Annotated in this window: 20 protein-coding genes and 2 riboswitches; of the genes, 9 read left to right on the top strand and 11 right to left on the bottom strand. The window is 72.1% G+C overall.

Going from position 1 to position 17,879, the window contains the following annotated elements; genetic code table 11:
* The first annotated feature begins 133 nt into the window (after positions 1 to 133).
* Entirely contained in the window at positions 134 to 1,165 is a 1,032-nt protein-coding gene (locus tag N869_RS06010; protein ID WP_232229625.1) for a Dyp-type peroxidase, read from the top strand.
* A 46-nt stretch (positions 1,166 to 1,211) separates the two neighbouring features.
* Here the strand turns inward: N869_RS06010 and N869_RS06005 are convergent, their stop codons facing one another.
* On the bottom strand, positions 1,212 to 1,520 hold the full coding sequence (locus N869_RS06005) for a hypothetical protein (RefSeq protein ID WP_035059211.1): 309 nt from the start codon (positions 1,518 to 1,520) through the stop codon (positions 1,212 to 1,214).
* A gap of 229 nt (positions 1,521 to 1,749) precedes the next feature.
* Positions 1,750 to 1,825, top strand: a riboswitch (cyclic di-GMP riboswitch).
* Between the two features lie 14 nt (positions 1,826 to 1,839).
* Here N869_RS06005 and N869_RS06000 point away from each other — a divergent pair.
* Positions 1,840 to 2,043: a BldC family transcriptional regulator gene (locus N869_RS06000; protein WP_035059208.1), complete on the top strand. Its 204-nt coding sequence runs from the start codon at positions 1,840 to 1,842 to the stop codon at positions 2,041 to 2,043.
* Between the two features lie 76 nt (positions 2,044 to 2,119).
* Here the strand turns inward: N869_RS06000 and N869_RS05995 are convergent, their stop codons facing one another.
* The 5 genes from N869_RS05995 to N869_RS05975 form a co-directional block, all read right to left on the bottom strand.
* Positions 2,120 to 3,250: a class I SAM-dependent methyltransferase gene (locus tag N869_RS05995; protein WP_035059205.1), complete on the bottom strand. Its 1,131-nt coding sequence runs from the start codon at positions 3,248 to 3,250 to the stop codon at positions 2,120 to 2,122.
* Positions 3,247 to 3,714, bottom strand: a complete 468-nt coding sequence (locus N869_RS05990) for a DinB family protein (protein ID WP_035059201.1) — start codon at positions 3,712 to 3,714, stop codon at positions 3,247 to 3,249. The genes N869_RS05995 and N869_RS05990 overlap by 4 nt, the downstream gene beginning before the upstream one ends.
* A gap of 22 nt (positions 3,715 to 3,736) precedes the next feature.
* A complete protein-coding gene (locus N869_RS16450) occupies positions 3,737 to 4,390 on the bottom strand; it encodes a hypothetical protein (RefSeq protein ID WP_052105134.1) in 654 nt (217 codons plus the stop codon).
* Positions 4,391 to 4,468: 78 nt separating this feature from the next.
* Positions 4,469 to 6,067, bottom strand: coding sequence for a PH domain-containing protein (locus tag N869_RS05980; RefSeq protein ID WP_052105133.1), 1,599 nt, complete (start codon positions 6,065 to 6,067; stop codon positions 4,469 to 4,471).
* Complete coding sequence (locus N869_RS05975) at positions 6,064 to 6,612, bottom strand: PH domain-containing protein (protein WP_084136516.1); 549 nt, start codon at positions 6,610 to 6,612, stop codon at positions 6,064 to 6,066. Before N869_RS05975 ends, N869_RS05980 begins: the two co-directional genes overlap by 4 nt.
* Positions 6,613 to 6,729: 117 nt before the next feature.
* Here N869_RS05975 and N869_RS05970 point away from each other — a divergent pair, with 117 nt between their 5' ends.
* Complete coding sequence (locus N869_RS05970) at positions 6,730 to 7,128, top strand: hypothetical protein (protein WP_156968384.1); 399 nt, start codon at positions 6,730 to 6,732, stop codon at positions 7,126 to 7,128.
* A gap of 241 nt (positions 7,129 to 7,369) precedes the next feature.
* On the opposite strand, the gene N869_RS05965 is transcribed toward N869_RS05970, so the two are convergent.
* From N869_RS05965 to N869_RS05955, 3 genes are all read right to left on the bottom strand, one after another.
* Complete coding sequence (locus N869_RS05965) at positions 7,370 to 7,717, bottom strand: type II toxin-antitoxin system HicB family antitoxin (protein WP_035059194.1); 348 nt, start codon at positions 7,715 to 7,717, stop codon at positions 7,370 to 7,372.
* On the bottom strand, positions 7,714 to 7,845 hold the full coding sequence (locus tag N869_RS18735; RefSeq protein WP_269545864.1) for a hypothetical protein: 132 nt from the start codon (positions 7,843 to 7,845) through the stop codon (positions 7,714 to 7,716). Before N869_RS18735 ends, N869_RS05965 begins: the two co-directional genes overlap by 4 nt.
* A gap of 212 nt (positions 7,846 to 8,057) precedes the next feature.
* Positions 8,058 to 8,378, bottom strand: coding sequence for a DMT family transporter (locus tag N869_RS05955; protein WP_035059191.1), 321 nt, complete (start codon positions 8,376 to 8,378; stop codon positions 8,058 to 8,060).
* A gap of 10 nt (positions 8,379 to 8,388) precedes the next feature.
* Positions 8,389 to 8,451, bottom strand: a riboswitch (guanidine-III (ykkC-III) riboswitch).
* Between the two features lie 173 nt (positions 8,452 to 8,624).
* Between N869_RS05955 and N869_RS05950 the strand changes: the two genes are divergently transcribed.
* From N869_RS05950 to N869_RS05930, 5 genes are all read left to right on the top strand, one after another.
* A complete protein-coding gene (locus N869_RS05950; RefSeq protein ID WP_156968382.1) occupies positions 8,625 to 9,284 on the top strand; it encodes a helix-turn-helix transcriptional regulator in 660 nt (219 codons plus the stop codon).
* Positions 9,285 to 9,345: 61 nt separating this feature from the next.
* On the top strand, positions 9,346 to 9,930 hold the full coding sequence (locus tag N869_RS05945) for a hypothetical protein (RefSeq protein WP_156968381.1): 585 nt from the start codon (positions 9,346 to 9,348) through the stop codon (positions 9,928 to 9,930).
* A gap of 10 nt (positions 9,931 to 9,940) precedes the next feature.
* Positions 9,941 to 10,684, top strand: a complete 744-nt coding sequence (locus tag N869_RS05940; protein WP_156968380.1) for a Tse2 family ADP-ribosyltransferase toxin — start codon at positions 9,941 to 9,943, stop codon at positions 10,682 to 10,684.
* 226 nt (positions 10,685 to 10,910) lie between these two features.
* Positions 10,911 to 12,839, top strand: a complete 1,929-nt coding sequence (locus N869_RS05935; protein WP_052105132.1) for an alpha/beta hydrolase — start codon at positions 10,911 to 10,913, stop codon at positions 12,837 to 12,839.
* Between the two features lie 123 nt (positions 12,840 to 12,962).
* The gene (locus N869_RS05930; RefSeq protein WP_035059180.1) at positions 12,963 to 13,637 is read left to right on the top strand and encodes a DUF5701 family protein; all 675 of its coding nucleotides are present in this window, start codon (positions 12,963 to 12,965) and stop codon (positions 13,635 to 13,637) included.
* A gap of 107 nt (positions 13,638 to 13,744) precedes the next feature.
* Here N869_RS05930 and N869_RS05925 read toward each other — a convergent pair whose 3' ends face one another.
* Together N869_RS05925 and dnaB are read right to left on the bottom strand one after the other, a co-directional pair.
* Entirely contained in the window at positions 13,745 to 14,743 is a 999-nt protein-coding gene (locus tag N869_RS05925) for an NAD-dependent epimerase/dehydratase family protein (RefSeq protein WP_035059177.1), read from the bottom strand.
* Positions 14,744 to 14,787: 44 nt separating this feature from the next.
* Positions 14,788 to 16,167, bottom strand: coding sequence for a replicative DNA helicase (gene dnaB / locus N869_RS05920; RefSeq protein WP_035059174.1), 1,380 nt, complete (start codon positions 16,165 to 16,167; stop codon positions 14,788 to 14,790).
* Positions 16,168 to 16,497: 330 nt separating this feature from the next.
* Between dnaB and N869_RS05915 the strand changes: the two genes are divergently transcribed.
* Complete coding sequence (locus N869_RS05915) at positions 16,498 to 17,829, top strand: MATE family efflux transporter (RefSeq protein ID WP_035059171.1); 1,332 nt, start codon at positions 16,498 to 16,500, stop codon at positions 17,827 to 17,829.
* Positions 17,830 to 17,879 lie beyond the last annotated feature (50 nt).

Raw genomic sequence — 17,879 nt, 5'->3', positions numbered from 1 at the left:
CGGTGGCGGGGTCGTGGGCGCGGGCGCGGGTGCCCGGTGGGGTTCCCGCGCCCCGGAAGCCCCGCAACCGGCGCGGGCAGCCGGCCCCGGGGACGTCGTCGTCCCGTGCCATGGTGAGCACCAGGCCGGCATCGTGACGCCTCCGCCCTCGTTCATCGCCTTGGTCGCCCTGGACCTGGCGTCCACCTCGGATCGGGCCTCCGTGGAGCGGCTGCTGCGCGTGTGGACCGTCGACATCGAGCGCCTGACGACCGGTCGCCCCGGGCTCGCAGACTCCGAGCCGGAGCTCGCCCTGGTCCCGGCCGCACTGACCGTGACCGTCGGGTTCGGGCCGGGTCTGCTCACCGCCGCCGGCCTGCGGCACCGTGCACCGGCATGGCTGCACCCGTTGCCACCGTTCGGGATCGACCGCCTTGACCCCGCATGGTGTGACGGGGACGTCGTGCTCCAGGTCTGCGCGGACGACCGTACGACCCTCGCCCACGCGGTGCGTGTCCTGACCAAAGAGGCGCAGGGGCTCGCGTCGGTCCGCTGGGTGCAGCGCGGCTTCCGCCGGTCCCCGGGAATCAGCGAGCCGGACGGCACGAGCATGCGCAACCTCATGGGTCAGGTCGAGGGCACGGCCAACCTGGACCCACGCACCGACCCGGACCTGCTGTGGCACCGTGACGGCGAACCCGGATGGCTCACCGGGGGGACGTCGATGGTCGTGCGCCGGATCGCGATGAACCTCGACACCTGGGACGAGCTCAGCCGTGGGGCGCGGGAGGCGACGATCGGGAGGACCCTGCGCACCGGGGCACCCCTGACCGGTCGGGCCGAGCACGACGAGCCGGACCTCGAGGCCCTCGACGACCACGGCCGTCCGGTCATCGACCTCGAGGCTCACATCCGACGGGCCCGGCCAACGCAACGGGAGGAGACGTTCCTGCGCCGGGCATACAACTACGACGAGGCCCCACCACCGGGCAGGGCGTCCGACTCAGGCCTGCTGTTCGTGACCTACCAGCGCGATGTCGATGCCCAGTTCACTCCGGTTCAAAGACGGCTGGACGCAGCCGACCTGCTGAACGAGTGGACCTTCCCCGTCGGATCGGCGGTGTTCGCGGTGCCCGGGGGCTGGTCGGCAGGCGAGTACGTCGGCCAGCGCCTGCTCGAGGGGTGACGGCGACATCGCGGGTCGCCCGACGAGACGCTCCGGGGCGGCTCGCTCAGGCCGCATGGCCGCGGCTCCCGCCCGCGCCCTGGTCCTGGTGGTCGAACAGGGGACGGAGCGCGGCGATGACGTCCAGGCGGTCCACACCCTTGAGGCTCGCGACGAGCGCGACGCACGCGTTGGCGAGCGTCATGGCGCCGTAGGCGACGGGGGCGGCAGGGTCCTCCTCGCCGGCCGTGAGGTCCTCCAGGCGGGCGAGCGCCAGGGGCACCGCTGTGACTGACGCGTCGTGGTCCGCCGGGTCCAGGGCGGTGAGGGCGTCGAGCAGCACCTGGGCGATGGCGTGCGGCTGGTGGACGGTCATATCGGGACCATACGGGACGAACCGTGCGCGGTGAAGCCCCGGGGCGACCTGTTCACCCGATGGTGCGCCTCGAGTGGCGTGTCCGCGACATGTCGGCGATGGTGTGACCAGGGCGACATGCCCGGTCTGACCGATTTGTGATGCAGATCACAGATTTTTGGGTCAAGATGTCCGTATTGTCACCGATGAACAGAGTGAGGCGATGGCCCGGTACGCCGGGTCGTCTCACGTCAGACAAAGGCAAACCCGCCGGAAGGTGGGGACGCAAAGCCAGGGGCCCTCGCGGGGGCGGCCCAGCTACCGAGAGACGGGACACAGCATGAACTCTGCACCTGCGATGACCGCAACCCTCCTCACTCCTGGTGAGGTGGCCTCGATGTTCCGCGTCGACCCCAAGACCGTGACCCGGTGGGCGAACGCGGGCAAGATCCGCTCGGTCCGCACCCTCGGGGGGCACCGGCGCTTCGTCGAGTCCGAGATCCGGGAGCTGCTGATGGAGGCGGTCCCCGCGCAGCAGCGCTGACCCACGTCACGCACGAAGGATCACCGAGGCCCACCCCCCGTGAGGGAGGTGGGCCTCGGTGCGTCCGGGATCGGGGTCAACGGGACACCGACGCGGTCACCGTGAACCGGGGGGTGCGGTCCACCTGACGCGTCGGCCCCACCAGGCGCTCCAGGTCCTTGCGGTACATCAGGTGCGAGTTCCACACCGTCCACAGCTCACCACCCGGGCGCAGCACGCGGGCGGCGTCGGCGAACAACCGGCGGGCGACCCCGGCATGAACGGTCGCCTCGGTGTGGAACGGCGGGTTCAGCACCACCAGGTCGACGGACGCGTCCGGCACCTGCGAGGCCGCGTCGTCGCGGTGCACGGTGACCTGGTCGCCCACGCCGTTCGCCGCGACGGTCGCGAGCGCCGAGGCGACCGCCGCGCTCGAGGTGTCGCACGCCAGCACCCGTAGGCCGGGGCGGGCACGGGCCAGCCCCACGGCGAGCACCCCGGTGCCACACCCGAGGTCCAGGGCGGTCCCCGCGGACGGCATGTGCGGCACCCGCTCGAGCAGCAGGCGGGTGCCCAGGTCCACACGACTGCCCGCGAACGCCGCGCCGTGCGCGCACACCGTCAGGCCCACGTCCTCGTGGTGCTCCCGCACCGGCCAGGTCCGCGCCCCTGCCACCGGGTGCGGGTCGCGGGCCTCCAGCACCCGGGACTTCTGACGTGCCAGGTGGGCCCGCACCTGACCGAACCCGGACGCCAGGACGTCGTTCATCGCCCGGGTCATGTGCTTGACCCGCCCGCCGGCCAGCACCACCACACCGGGGTCGGCGTGCTCGGCGAGCACCTGCACGACCTCGTCCAGGGCGTCGAGCGACCGCGGCAGCTGCATGAGGACCACGCGGGCCCCGTCGACCAGCTCACGGCCCAGGGGCATCGACGTCCACGACCCGACCAGCCCGGCGCGCTCGGCGTTGGCCGCGAGCGCCAGCTCACCGGTCAGGAAGTCCTGGTGGGTGCGGACGTCGGTGGCGCCGTGCAGGGCCACCGCGCCCAGGGTGAGGGCCCCGTACCGGTCGCCGATCACGACCAGGCCGCCGGGCGGGGTGCGGGCCAGGAGGTCGGCGGCCTCGTCCAGGAGCAGCCGGTCGGTGGCGTCCACCGCGACGAGCTCGGGGGCCTCGACGTCCGGGGCGCGGCGCAGGGCGCCCAGGTCGAACCCGGGGACGGTCACCGGTGCCGGCCGGGGGCCTGGACCAGCAGGTCGCGGGTGACCTGCATCTGCCCGTGGTGCTGGGTGAGCTCCTCCAGGACGTGGAGCAGGGCTGCGCCGGCGGTGGTGATGTGGGCCTCGAGGCGGTGCCCGGTGGTGGCGGTGAGCGGTGCGCGGGGGTCGCAGGCGTGGACGTCGGCGTGCAGCTGGGCTCGCGCCTGCTCGGTCGCGGCGAGCAGGTCGGCGACCGGGCCCTGGGCCCGGAACTCCGCGTCGCGGTCCCGTTGCAGGGGGCGCCCGGCGACGCGGTGCCCGGCCCAGGCGTGCATGACGCCCAGGCAGTGGGTGAGGATCGCGAACGGGGTGTTCGCACCGTCCAGGGGTGGGTGGGTGCAGGCGAGGTCGTCGCCCAGCTCCGTGACGATCGCGGTCATGCCGTCCAGGGCGATGTCGCAGACGTGCAGGTACTCCTCGGGGGTGAGCATCGGCCCATCGTGCCGGTCGGCGTCAGCGGCCCGCCACCTGCGCCGCCGACGCCCCGGTCAGGGCGGTGACGACCCGCACCGCGTCGTCCCAGTAGCGGGCGTAGTGGTTCGGGTCGGCGTTGCGCTGCACGGCGTGCGCGACGGCGGTCGGGGTCATGGAGTCCCGGGCGCCGACCTTGGTCAGGGCGGTGAAGAAGCTGCGGGAGGACGCCTCGGGGTCCATGCGTTCGGCCAGGGTCCCCCAGGCGCCGTTGTCGCGCTGCTGGAACAGGCCGCGGCTGTCGGGACCGGCCTTGTCCCCGTGGTCCAGGACACGCAACGAGGACTCGCCCATCGCGGTCATCACGCCCAGGGCCTGGTCCCGCAGGGACAGGCCCATGGCCTTGCCGGTGTCGACGATGGCCCGGGCGTTGCCGATCTGCTCGGCGGTGAACCCGGGGACGGTCGGCAGGGCCGGGCCCACGGGTGCGGTCGGGGCGGTGCCGGTGACCTCGGCCGCGAGGGCGGCGGCGAACACGTCGGCGGTGGACGGCTGGCCTGCCGGGGTCGTGCCCCCACCGGGGCCACCGGGGGTGGTCGCCACCCGTGGGGTCAGGTGCACCGGGGGTGGCGCGAGGGTGGTGAGGGCACCCTGGATCGAGGCCACACGGGCCTGGATGGCGGCGATCCCGTCCACGCGGGTCCTCCCTGGGGGCGACGTCACCGGTCCCATCGGCACCCAGCGCGGCTTCGTGACGGGATCGGGGGTGCCCGTTCAGGCGTCCGGCAGGTGCAGGCGCTCGCCCGTGAGCGTCGCGGCGAGGGTCGTCGCGTCCCCGACGGCCAGGTCGACACCGACGTAGGCCTGGTCCCCGGCCGCGGTGGTGACCGTCAGGTTCGCCAGGCCCAGCACCCGTTGGACGAGGCTCTGGGTGACGTGGGCGCCGTTCACGCCCCGCACCTGCAGCACGTCGGTGCGCCGGTTGAAGTACCCACGGCGCAGGTACAGGTAGGTGGCGTCCAGGCGGTGGCCCAGCGCCCGGTAGTAGCCCACACCGGCACCGACCCCCACCGGCACGAGGACCAGGGGCACGGCCAGGATCCACCAGGTCCACCACCCGCCCAGGGCACCCGCTGCGACCAGGGCGGCCACGACGGCGATCGCCACGAGGTAGCGCACGACGGCGCGGTGACGGGCCCGCGGCGGGTGCGGGCGCAGGGGCCCGTCGGCGGGGGTGACGTCCTCGCCCAGCACCGGCCCACCCAGCAGGGTGTTCGCCACCCGCACGGCCACGTCCCGGGTGGTGGTCGGCAGCATGGTCGAGGTGTCGGCCATCATCTGCTGGAGGCTCACCCCGGTCATGACCGGTGACATGCGGGCCCCGCGCAGGGCACGGGTGAGGACGGGTTGCTTGACGGTCACCCCGCGCAACCTGTCGTGGTCGGCGGTGAACACCCGGGTGGTGAGCAGCCCGCGGGTGGCCACGAACCGGCCGCTCGGTTCCCGCACCAGGGTGTAGCGCCACCACGCCTCGGTGAACGTGACCGCACCGGTGGCCAGCCCCACGCCCACCACGAGCACCGCGGACGTCACGGCCCACGCGGTCCAGGGCACCAGGTCCACCAGGGTGGCGATCTGCTCACCGAGCCACTCCCCCCGCCCCACCAGGGACACCAGGCCGAACACGGTGCCCACCACGGACAGCGGGCCGGCGATCAGGGACGCGCCGACCATGTGGAACACGATCCACCGCCACCGCAGCGCCTGGACCACCTGGCCGGTCGGGGACTCGAGGCCGGGGGCGGTGGCTGCGGCGACGTCGGGGGCGGCGTGGGTGAGGAGCCCGGCACGCAACGTCATCGCCTCGCCCCGACGCATCCCGTTGAGGACGACCGCGCCCTCACCGGTGAACGTGTTGCCACCGGTCCCGACCCGCACCGTGACCAGCCCGAACACGCGGCTGGTCAGGGGGGCGGTGAGGTCGACGGTGCGGATGCGGTGCAGGGCCACGCGGGTGCTGCGCCGGACCAGCAGCCCCGTGGTGTGGTGCAGCTCCTCCCCCACCACCCGGAACCGGACCTTGAGGTAGTTGAGGGCCTGGTTGAAGGGGTTGAGGACGGCGAGGACGGCCAGGGCGATGACCGTGTACCGGGCGACGTCGTCGTCGGTGTTGAAGAACCACCACCCGGCCGCCGCGGGGATCAGCCGCACGAGCATGCGCAGCAGCGCCGCGGGCACGATCCACGGCGACAGGCGCCGCCACGGGACGTCGGCGACGGCCTCGTCGGCGGGGTCGACGTCGGGGCGGTCGGTGCCGGTGGGATCGGTGCCGGTGGGGTCGGTGCCGGTGGCGTCGGTGGTGGGGTCGGTCATGTGGCGTCACCGCGGGTCGCGGCCACGGCGTCGGTCAGGTGCAGGACGAGGTCCTCGGCGACCTGAGCGTCCAGCCCCTCGAGCACCACCGCACCGGACGCGGACCCGGTGGTCACCGAGACCGCGGCCAGGCCCAGCACCCGGTGCAGCACGTTCCGCTTGGCCTCGACGGTCTGCACCCGTGACAGAGGGGCCACCCGCCACTGGCGGCCGATCCACCCGGTTCGGGAGTACACGGCGGTGCCGGTGGCCTCCCACCGGTGGGTGCGGTACCGCAGCCATGGCGCCACGACCAGGCCCGGGACCAGCAGTGCGGCGAGCGCCACGGCGACCCGGACGAGCCACGGGCGTCCGCCCTCCCACAGTGCCGCCGGGACCAGGGTCGCGGCGAGGACCACGACCAGCACCGTCGCGCGGCGCAGGAACCAGTAGGCGCGGGCACGGGGCGCGACACGGTGGCGCGGTGGCCGGGGTGCGCCACCGGCAGGCGCCGGGCCGACCGGCTCAGGTGGTGTCGGCGCAGGCTCGTGCTCGTGGTCGTGCACGAGGTCTCCTCTCAGCGCGAGGGATGGCGCCTCGGCCGGACGTGGCGGCCGCTCATCCTGGGTGGTCGCCGTCGAGTCTGGCGCAGAGCGGACCCCACGTGCGACGGGCTCGGTGCCGTGGGGCCGCCAGTCGGGGTGGTCCACGTCGTCCGTGACGGGGCCCTGTGGTTCGCGGCGTCGTCGTCGGACTGGAAGGTCCGTCACGTGGACGCCCGCCCGGAGGTGTCGGTGACCGTCCCGGTGCGCCGCGGCGGTCTGCTGGTGCACGTGGCACCCATCCCGCCGGCGACCATCACGTTCCGCGCCACCGGGCACGTCGTCCCGGCGACGGACGCACCCGCCGACGTCCGCACGGCCCTGCTCCGCGGGCTGGACACCAGCGGGGCCGAGGGTCGCGGCGCACTGGTCCTGGTGCGGCTGGTCCCCCACGGGGAGTTCCTGACCTACGGGGTCGGTGTGTCGTTGGCGACGATGCGCGACACCGAACGCGCCCGCGGCAGGGTGCTGGTGCGCTGAACCCGGCCGATCGCGTGGGATCGTGCTGTCATGAGACTCGGGTGCGTGAGCAGGACCGCCGTGGTCGCGTTGGTGGCGGTGACGGCGTGGGTCCTGGTCGACCGCGGGGGCCACGGTGGGACAGTGGCGCGTCGTCGCTGAGGCCTCCCGGCCAGTTACCCACGGCCACACCGCCCCTTCAACGACGGTCAGTCACTGACACGCCCCTGGAGCGCGGTTATGGGCATGGGATGGCGCGCTGTCAGGAGGCGTTGGTCAAGCGGCGCACGACGTACTGGTTGAGGCTCAGGTGTTCCTCGGCGGCCTCCATCGCGAGCTTGCGGTGCAGGTGCTCTCCGATGCGGAGGTTGAACTTGCCGGAGTAGGCCCGCGAGGACAGGGGCTCGGGGACCTGCTCGTGGTTGTCGCGCATGTCCTGGACGGTGTCGGCGATGAGCTCGCGAAGGCCGGCGAGCGCGTCCTCCTGGCTCTCGGCGAGCCAGGAGAGGGAGGGCAGTTCCAGGCAGGTGGCGAGGTACTCCTCGTCCTCCGCGGACCAGGTCACGCGATACGTATACCGCGTGATGTCGACGTTGACGGTGGTGCTCATGCCTGTGCCTCCTTCTTGTCGATCGCGGCGAGGACCTGCCTGACCTCGTAGGGCTTGGCCCGTCCGTGGTCGATCTGGATGTTGACCCGCGGGTCGCCGGGCCAAGGCGTCTTGAAAACCGCATGCATCTCGCCACGACGATCTTGGTTACCGGTGGCACTCCGCGATGGTACCGCCAGCAGTACCAGTGCGCCAGGCTCGGGTCGTAGTCGCGAGGAGATGCGTTCACCCAGGTTCCGGAGGCCGGACACGCGCCAGGACGTCGTTCGGGTGCCGATCGGGGGTGGTGCGGGGATCGGCATGGCGGGCGGGAGTCCGAGGAGAGCGCCGCTTCGAGCACTCAGCTCTCGTGGAGCATCTTCAGGCCGATGACGCAGCCCACGATCCCCGCCAGGAGCAGCAGCTTGAGCACGGACACCGTCTCGGTACCAGTGACCATCGCGTAGGTGACGGTCAAGGAGGCGCCGATGCCCACCCACACCACGTACGCGGTCCCGACCGACAGCTCCCGCATCGCGTACGCCAACCCGGCCATGCTCAGCACGAGCGTCACGAAGAACAGGACCGTCGGGCCGAGCCGGGTCAGCCCGTGGGACCTGCCGAGCGCCGTGGCCCACACGGCCTCCAGCACCCCGGACAGCACGAGGATGAACCAGTGCACGACGACCTCCCACGGCCGTCTTGTCGCACTCCGGGTACGGCTCCCTCGTCCGGGGCCCTGCCGGGGCCTTGCTTCCACCATCGCACGCACCGTGCAGGGCGACAAGCACCCGCTCCCTCGGGCGATACGTCACCTCTGTTCCGCTTGCGCACGTGAGCCGCACGAGCGGCGACCCGCCGGTGGGCGGGTCGCGACACCAGCCGTGGCGCCCTCGACCAAGATCCCTCCATGGGCCCGGGGGGTGGCGTGCGCATAGTCGCGCCCCCTGCAGCCTCGCTGGGCGCCGCACTCGCGGCCGCGCTCACCGATCTCGGCTGGGTTCCCGCACGCTCCGGTGCCGCGACCCCCGTGGCGCACGACCCGTGGGGGACGCCCGTCGTCCTGCTCATCGAGGACGACGCAGGCCAGGTCACCCAGAGCGTCAGACGGTTGAGCGGCGTCCCCCGGGTGTGCATCGCATCGAGCCGTGCGCTCCACGCCCTGCTACCGCTCGCTGACCGCGGGTCGATCGTGCTCAACCGCGACGCACCGTTCGTGCTCCTGATCCGGCTTGTCGACGAGGCACTGCGCGACGCACCGAGGGCACCGCAGCCGGGCACCGATCTCGGTGGGCGGCTGCGCACCCGCATCGAGGAGTGTCGCGCGCTGGACCGGCTGACGACTCAGGAGTCCGAGACCCTCCAGGCACTCATGGAAGGGGCCACCGCCGCCGAGATCGCTGCACGCAGCTGCCGCTCCATCCACACGGTTCGCAGCCAGATCAAGGCGGTACGCACCAAGCTGGGCGTGAGCTCCCAGACCGCGGCGACCGCGCTCGCCGAGCGCGTGGGCCACCACCACGCGGTCGAGCGGGCACGGGCGCAGTTCACCAATTGTGGGGATGAGGTCGACGCGAAGGAGCACTGACGATGGCCGAGTCATATTCGCCACGCGGGATCACGACCCGCACTCTGACAAGGACATGGTCATGGCACAGACAGTTGTGGAAGTCGTCAAGGTCATCGCCCCGATCGCCCTCCAGGCACTCGCGGCAGCAGCCGAGAACCTCCTCGCCGGCGAGGCCACGCGTGACGCGGTGGAACGCCTGCCCCAGAAGCGACCCGCGGTCGCCGACGAGGACTTCGGCGACATCATCACCACCGATACGTGGCAGTACTGCGAGTCCAACTTCGCCGCTCAGTACGGCTACTACTACCAGGGTCTTCGTTCACAGCCGACCACCGGTGACCTGCCCGTGGCCGCTGCCGAGGACATCATCGTCTGGGAGAAGAAGAACGGGATCTCCGACATCCAGCGGTACCTGCAGACCGTCTTCAAGGACTCGCTCAACCCCGCGGACTCGATCGAGCTCGCCAACAACCTGGGAAGCCTCTTCCAGCAACGGTTCCAGGAGGAGGCGCTGGACTGGACACCGTTCTCCAAGCGCTACAACTTCCCCGACGCGCTCATCGTCGACGTCTACATGGTCACCGCCTCGGCCCGTGACGTGAACAACCAGCCAGCAGGCATCGCGAGCTACTGCTTCGTCGCCTACAACCACGCGCACGGTTGAGGGGGCCGCCGTGACTGTCGTCTTCCGGGGGATGCGCCCAGCCGCACCCGGGCCGGGCCCCTTGGCGCAGGACAACAACGCGAACGCTCTCGGCGTCCGGGTCAACTCACCTCCAGCACCCTCGGACGTGGAGACCTACATGCAGAACGAGGTGCCCTGGGTGAACCCGCTCACGGGCGATGGCAGCCCGCAGGGGGTCTCGGTCGCGACGGGTTCGGGGTGCAACCTCCCCACCCACCGTCGGCCGAAGGGCGCCCCGTGGAACGGCACCGGAGCCAACGGCCTGCTCATGTGGGAGCTCGACGACACGGTCCTGGTACCGGCCCAGCTCAGAGTCGTGGCTGCTCCCCTTCCGGAGCAGCCGGAGCATGCGGTCATCTCCCCCGCCGTGGCGATGTCCTTGCACCAGTACCGTCAGTACATCGCGAGCACGCAGCTGCACTGGGAGCAGTCCGCGGAGCCCGTCCCGCACTGCGCGCCAGGAGCTGTCCTTGAGGGAGGTCGAGCCGTGCACGCTCACGTGGACGCGTTGGTCGCGGCAGTCGCGGGCGGCGACGACCCGGGCGAGCTGATCGAGGCGCTCCGTGCGCAGAACGCGGCCGGGACCAGCGCCCCGCAGATCGTCGCGCACCTGGAGGCCGCTGCGGTCCAGGCCGACTCCCAGGGCAACGACGACGGCGCCGAGGCACTCCGCGGCGTCCTCGACCGGATCAGCGGGTACTGTGCGCCGGCCCACAGGATCGTGCTGACCTGACCCGTGCCGTGACCCCCGCGGCACACGGGCGGTGGGTGGTGGGGCTGCACGACCGCCTCACCACCCACCGTGCACCGCCCGCGACATCGCCGCCCGACGCACCCGCGGCCCGGAGCGCCACGTTGACCTTGCTTCGCGACGGTTGGGAGGGTGGCTGGCACCGCCGCCGGTGACGAGTCGTGCCACAGGGGGAACGGCCGCCCGGCGCGGGTTCACAGGGGGTTCGATGATCACGTCTCGTCCTGTCCGCCTGCTCACGGTCGCGTTCAGCGCAGCCGTGCTCGTGAGCAGCACCGTCACCGCGTCCGCGGTTCCCCGGACGATCGAACCGGGGGCGTCGGGGCCCGCAACCGCCGACGCCGTCGGCGCGGCGCCCGAGCACCGCAGACCAGGCCCGCCTCCCCCTCGCGCGTCGGCAGAGGCCCGCAAGGTCGACCGGGCTCCCACACCGAGGCCCGACTGGTGGGACTGCGGCAGCATCTTCGGTGTCGGTGAGTGCGCCACCGTCGAGCTGCCCCTGGACTACGACCGTCCGCGTGCCGCGACCACCTCCGTGGCCCTGCTGCGCATCCCGGCGTCCGACCAGGAGAACCGGATCGGCACCCTGTTCCTGAACCCGGGCGGTCCCGGAGGGTCCGGGGTCGAGACCGCCGCGGTCGCGACCACCTTCCTGGGGCCGGAGGTGCTGGAACGGTTCGACGTCATCGGGTTCGACCCGCGGGGCACCAACTACAGCTCGAACGTCCGGTGCTTCCGTAACGCAGGTGAGCAGGCTGCGGCCTTGTCCGGGTTGGCGGTTCGTCTGCCGGTCACGCGAGCGGAGCAGGACGCCCACGTCGCGTCCGCCACCGCCCTGGGCCGGGCGTGCTCCACCCACGGCAAGCCGCTCTCGGCGTCGATGTCCACCGCGCAGGTCGCGCGGGACCTGGACGTCCTGCGACGGATGGTCGGTGACGACCAGCTGAGCTACCTGGGCTTCTCCTACGGCAGCTACCTCGGGACCGTCTACGCCAACATGTTCCCCGAGCGGGTCCGTGCCGTGGCGGTCGACGGCGTCGTCGACCCCCACGCCTGGGTGGGCACCCGGGACGCCCACACACCGGTGTTCACCCGGGTGGGCTCCGGCGAGGCGTCCGCGCGCACCTTCGACGAGATCCTCACCCGGTGCGCGGACGCCGGGCCGCAGTTCTGCAACCTTGCCGGTCTCGGTGACCCGCACACGATCTTCGAGCAGGTCGCAGACCTGCTGCAGGAGTCACCGCTGCTGATCGAGGTGCCCGAGCTGGGCCTGGAGGTGGAGGTCGACTACTCGCTCTTCATGGCCGTGTTCCTGCAGCTGATGTACTCCCCGGAGGCCGGGGCGTTGGTCGACGCCGAGCTGACGTGGCTGTACCTGCTGCTCCAGGAACGAGCGGGCGAGACCCCCGGAGCGGAGCAGGTGGACCTCGACGCCGCCCGACGGGGCCTGGCCCTCAAGGCCCAGCGCCTGCAGGGCGACGTCGGCCGGCAGGCGCATGCGGGTGGCCGTGCGGGGGCGGACAGCGGGTCGAACTTCCCCTACGACAACTGGACCGAGGCGCAGCTGGCGGTCCTCTGCACCGATGGTCGGCACGCCCCGCACACCCAGATGTGGCCACGCCTGGCGGACGCGGAGCAGGAGCGCGCACCGCGCTTCGGGCCCCTGTGGGCCTGGATCACCGCATCGTGCGCCGAGCGCACCTGGACCGCCCGCGACTCCAGCGCCTACAGCGGCCCGTTCACCAGAGAACCGGCTAACCCGCTGCTGGTCGTCGGCAACGACTGGGACCCCGCGACACCCCGCGAGGGCGCCGAGGCGCTGGCCGCGCTGCAACCGGGCAGCCGCCTCCTGCTCAGCGACAACTGGGGCCACACCGCGTACGGGACGTCGGCGTGCGCGACGGGCGCGATCGACGCGTACCTGATCGACCTCGAGCTACCGGACGAGGGGACGGTGTGTGCCGGGGACGTCCAGCCGTTCACCACTCCCCTGCCGCAGCCGGGGGACCCCGAGGTGCCCTCCGAGCCCGAGATGAGCACGCGCAGCCTGGGGCCGGAGGCCGCGGACGAGCCCGGGGTGCCGGACAGGTTGCCCCCCGTCGTCCCGCCGTTCCCCGGCTCCGCACCACGCCAGTGAGCAGGAGGGGCTGACCCGCCCCCGGCCCCGCCCTGCCTCCCGGGGCGGGGCCGGGGGTGGGAACCACACGGGGAGGGAGTCCGTTGTCGACGTGCCTGTCATGGCCGGACGGAAGGACCTCACGTGTGCACCACCCCCACGCACCCACCGCTGCCCGCACTGACGGTGCAGGCAGACAGGCTCATCGAGCTGGGCGTGAGGGCGCCCGGCCTGGAGCCCGCCGCGCTGCTGGCCAGGGCCACCACCCTCCAGGACGTGGCGCCCCCAGGGTCGTTGCTGGCCGTGCACCCGCGCGTGGTGGCGCCATCCGTGCTCGCGGGGCACATGACCCGGGCGTTGACCGTGCGCGGCCAGCGGGTCGAGCGCAGCGGGTTCGTGGTCGCCGACATGGACGACGTCGATGACTTCACACCCACCCTCGACGCCCCCGTGCCCGACGCGGATCTCTACGCGGTGGTCGACCCGACCAGGGGTGAGGAGATGACCAACTGGTCCCCCGAGGAGGCGCTGCCGGTGATCACCGGCGCGGGCCGCACACCACTGACCCTCAGCGAGGGGATCCAGTGGGTGCTGCACGCCCCTGAGGCGCTCAAACGCAACCGGTGCTTCATGACCATCGGGTCACGGCTGCGACGCCCCGACGGGACCTTCGACGCCCGGACCCCGGCCCTGTGGATCTCCAACGGGACCGGCCGGGACGGCAGCGACCGCCGAGGCGCCCCCAAGGTCGGGTGGTGCTGGTGGCGCAACCGCCACACCTGGCTCGGGTTCGCCTCAGCCGCGGCAAGGAACCGGTGACCGGCTAGGTGTCGACCCGTCGTCCCCGGCAACGCGACCCTGACCTGAGACCACGACGAGCACCTGCTCCCGGCCCGCCGGATGCCTAGGCAGTGAAGCGGCGCGGCCTAGGAGCCAGGCGCGTAGCGTGCGGCGAGATCCTGGTCGCGTTCCCGACTCAAACCGGTCCGGAGCTCGTCGTCGTCCCGGCCGCGGGCCCACTCGAGGGTGTCGCGCACGGTGTCGGCCAAGGGCCGTACCCGCAGCCCGGCGTGGACCGCACGCGAGGCGTCGACCTGGAAGAAGCCGCGCATGTCGACGTCCTCGGGCGGTAACCACAGGGGCAGGTCCGCCCACGGGCGCACCCCCTCGACGGTCATCTGCTCCCCGGTGAGCTGGACGGGTCGCAGGTCCACGCCCGCGACGTCGGCGATCACCTGGGCGAGGTCACCGAAAGGCACCGGCTCAGCGGCAGCGTTGAACACACCGTTCACGCGCCCGGCCCCCAGGCCCACCATCCACGCCGCCAGGTCGCGGGCGTCGATGTGCTGGACGGGTCGCGTCATGTCCGGAGGGACGACGTGCGCCCCACCCTCGGCGAGTCGCCGCACCCAGTACGTGAACCGGTCCGACGGGTCACCCGGTCCCACCACGACCGTCGGGCGGACCACCGTCCGGCTCGGGAACAGCTCCGTGACCCGCTCCTCGCACAAGACCTTCAACGGGCCGTACGACGCACCGTCGACCTCCCGCGGGACCGGCCCCTCGATCCGGGCGAGAACCCCGTCCTCCGTGGTGCCCGGGCCAGGGAGGTGGGCGTACACCGACACGCTCGACACCAGCACGTAGTGCCGGCACCGGTCGACCAGGTACCGGGCGCTGCGGACGACCTGGTCGGGGTGGTACGCCGACAGGTCGAACACCACGTCCCACTCACCGCCGGCGAGAGCGGACACGTCACCGTCCCGGTCACCACGCAGCCGCACCGACGAGGCGAACAGGTCGGGCCCGGTGAGACCCCGGTTGAACAGCGTCACCTCCCACCCAGCAGCAAGGAGCCCTTCGACCAGGTGGACGCCCAGGAACTCCGTCCCGCCCAGCACCAGGGCGCTGCCAACTCCGGCCATCACTGCCTCCTCGCGGTCCCGCTTAGGTGAAGGAAGGTGACGGTTCACATGCCCGACGGTGCCATGTCCACGAAACGCGCGTAATGACCCTGGAAGGCGACGATGATCGTGTCGGTGGGGCCATTACGGTGCTTGGCTACGATGACGTCTGCCTCACCGGCGCGTGGTGATTCCTTCTCGTAGGCATCGTCGCGATGGAGAAGAATAACGATATCCGCATCTTGCTCGATCGAGCCCGATTCACGAAGGTCGCTCATCTGGGGTCGTTTGTCGGTGCGCTGCTCCGCGCCACGGTTCAGCTGCGACACCGCGATCACCGGGACCTCGAGCTCCTTGGCCAGGAGCTTCAGTGCCCGTGAGAACTCGCTGACCTCCTGCTGACGGGACTCCACCCGCTTGCCCGACGTCATCAGCTGCAGGTAGTCGATCACCACCAGCTTCAGGTCGTGGCGCTGCTTCAGACGCCGGCACTTGGCCCGAATCTCCATCAACGACATGTTCGGGGAGTCGTCGATGAACAGCGGCGCCTCCGAGATCTTGCCCATGGTCGCGGCGAGCTTCTGCCAGTCCTCGTCACGCATGGTCCCTTTGCGCATGTTCTGCAGGGGGACGCGCGCCTCCGCCGAGAGCATGCGCATGGTGATCTCGTTACGGCTCATCTCCAGGGAGAAGATCACCGACGTCATGCCGTTCTTGATCGACGCCGAGCGCGCCACGTCCAGGGCCAGGGTCGACTTGCCCATCGCCGGCCGAGCCGCCAGCACCACCATCTGCCCGGCGTGCAGACCGTTCGTCAGCTTGTCCAGGTCGGTGAAACCGGTGGGCACCCCCACCATGCCCTCACCACGGTTGCCCGCGGCCTCGATCTCCTCCATGGTGCCGTTGATGATCTCGGCCAGCGGCAGGTAGTCCTCGCTGGTGCGCTGCTCGGTGACCGCGTAGATCTCCGCCTGGGCGTTGTTCACGATGTCGTCGACGTCACCGCCGTCCGTCGCGTAGCCCAGCTGGACGATCCGGGTACCGGCCTCCACCAACCGGCGCAGCACCGCCCGCTCCCGCACGATGCGCGCGTAGTACCCGGCGTTCGCCGCGGTCGGCACCATCGAGATCAACGTGTGCAGGTAGGGCGCACCGCCCACCCGGCCCAGCTCACCACGCTTGGTCAGCTCGGCCGCGACCGTCACCGCGTCCGCCGGCTCACCCCGGCCGTACAGGTCCAGGACCGCGTCGTAGACCAGCTCGTGCGCAGGGCGGTAGAAGTCCGTGCCCTTCAGCTGCTCGACGACGTCGGCGATCGCGTCCTTCGACAGCATCATGCCGCCCAGGACGCTCTGCTCCGCCGACACGTCCTGCGGTGGGGTGCGGTCGAAACCTGCGTTGCCCTGTCGAGGCGTCAGGCTCTGCTCGAGCTCGTCGATGCTCACCGATCACCCTCCACAGCGCCACGTACGTGTTGACCTGACGTCCTATCGCACGCCGCTGACACGAGCTCCCCACCCTTGGTGGACGACCCCCGTCGAGTCCGTCTTCGCGAGGCTAGGGCCCGAGCCGCAGACCTCCAAATAGCACCTGCGCGCATCTGTGCACAGACCTGGGGACAAGATGTGGACGACCCCGCGACCAACTGTGCACAGGCCGGGGACAACGCTGTGGATATCGTGTGCACCGGCGCCGACCGACGCTCTGATCGGCCCGAACACCACCCACCGCTTGTGGACGGGAGATCCGTGGCCAGGAGTTCACCAGGTGGACGGATGCGCTCGCCCGCCGGACGTCCCCTCGACCGCCAGGTCCTCGCGCTCGCCGTCCCCGCCCTTGGTGCCCTCGTCGCAGAACCCCTGTTCGTGCTGGTGGACTCCGCGGTCGTCGGCCGGCTCGGTGTCGGGCCCCTGGCCGGGCTGGCCCTCGCCGGGACCGTCCTGACCACCGTCGTCGGCCTATGCGTGTTCCTCGCCTACACCACCACCGCGAGCGTCGCCCGGTGCCTCGGCGCGGGCGACCGGCCCCGTGCCCTGCGCCTGGGCGTCGACGGCATGTGGTTGGGCCTCACCCTGGGGACAGTGCTCGCCGTCACCCTGTGGGTGACCGCCCCGTGGCTGGTCGCAACCCTGGACGCACCCGCCCAGGCCGCACCCCACGCCGTGACCTACCTGCGCTGGTCCGCGCCCGGCCTGCCCGGCATGCTCCTGGTCCTGGCCGCCACCGGGGTGCTGCGGGGCATGCTCGACACCCGCACCCCCCTCGTGGTCGCGGCCGCGGGTGCCGTCCTCAACGCCGTCCTGTCCGTCGTCCTGGTGCACGGCGTGGGCATGGGCGTCGCCGGGTCCGGACTCGGCACCGCCGTCGCCCAGACGCTCATGGCCGTCGCACTCCTGGCCGTCGTGGCCCCCGGGGCGCGCCGCGCGGGGGTGTCCGTGCTCCCCCGGGCCCTGGGTGTGCTCGGCGGGATGCGCAGCGGCGCGCCCCTGCTCGTGCGCACCGTGTCGCTGCGTGCCGCGATCCTCCTGGCCGCGTGGGTCGCCGCCGGCCTGGGCACCGTGACCCTCGCCGGTCACCAGGTCGTGGTGGCCGTGTGGGGGCTCACCGCCTTCACCCTCGACGCGCTCGCCATCGCCGCCCAGGCCCTCGTCGGTCGCAGCCTCGGCGCCAACGACCCCGTCACCACCCGCGCGGTGCTGCGCCGCACCCTGCAGTGGGGCACCGGCACCGGCGTGGTCCTCGGTGTCACGCTCGCCGCCCTGGCGGTTCCCCTGCCCGTCCTGTTCACCGACGACGCCGCCGTGCGGCACGCCACCACCCTCACGCTCCTCGTCGTGGCCCTCACCCTGCCCATGGCCGGGTGGGTCTTCGTCCTCGACGGGGTGCTCATCGGTGCCGGGGACGGCCCGTACCTGGCCTGGGTGGGCATGCTCACGCTCGCGGCCTACGTCCCCGCCGCACTGGCCGTCCGGGCCTGGGCCACGGACGGCACCGGGGGGCTCGTGTGGTCCTGGGTCGCGTTCGCCGGGGTGTTCATGGCGGCGCGCGCCCTGACGACCGGGCTGCGCGCCCGCGGCGACCGCTGGATGACCACCGGGGCCGCGTGACGGGCACGGCGTGACCGGGACCGCATGAGCGGCGCCGCGTGACCGGTGGT

Origin of the sequence: Cellulomonas bogoriensis 69B4 = DSM 16987 (genome assembly GCF_000767165.1) — a bacterium.
GTDB lineage: Bacteria > Actinomycetota > Actinomycetes > Actinomycetales > Cellulomonadaceae > Actinotalea > Actinotalea bogoriensis.
This window is presented reverse-complemented; position numbering and strand designations above follow the sequence as displayed.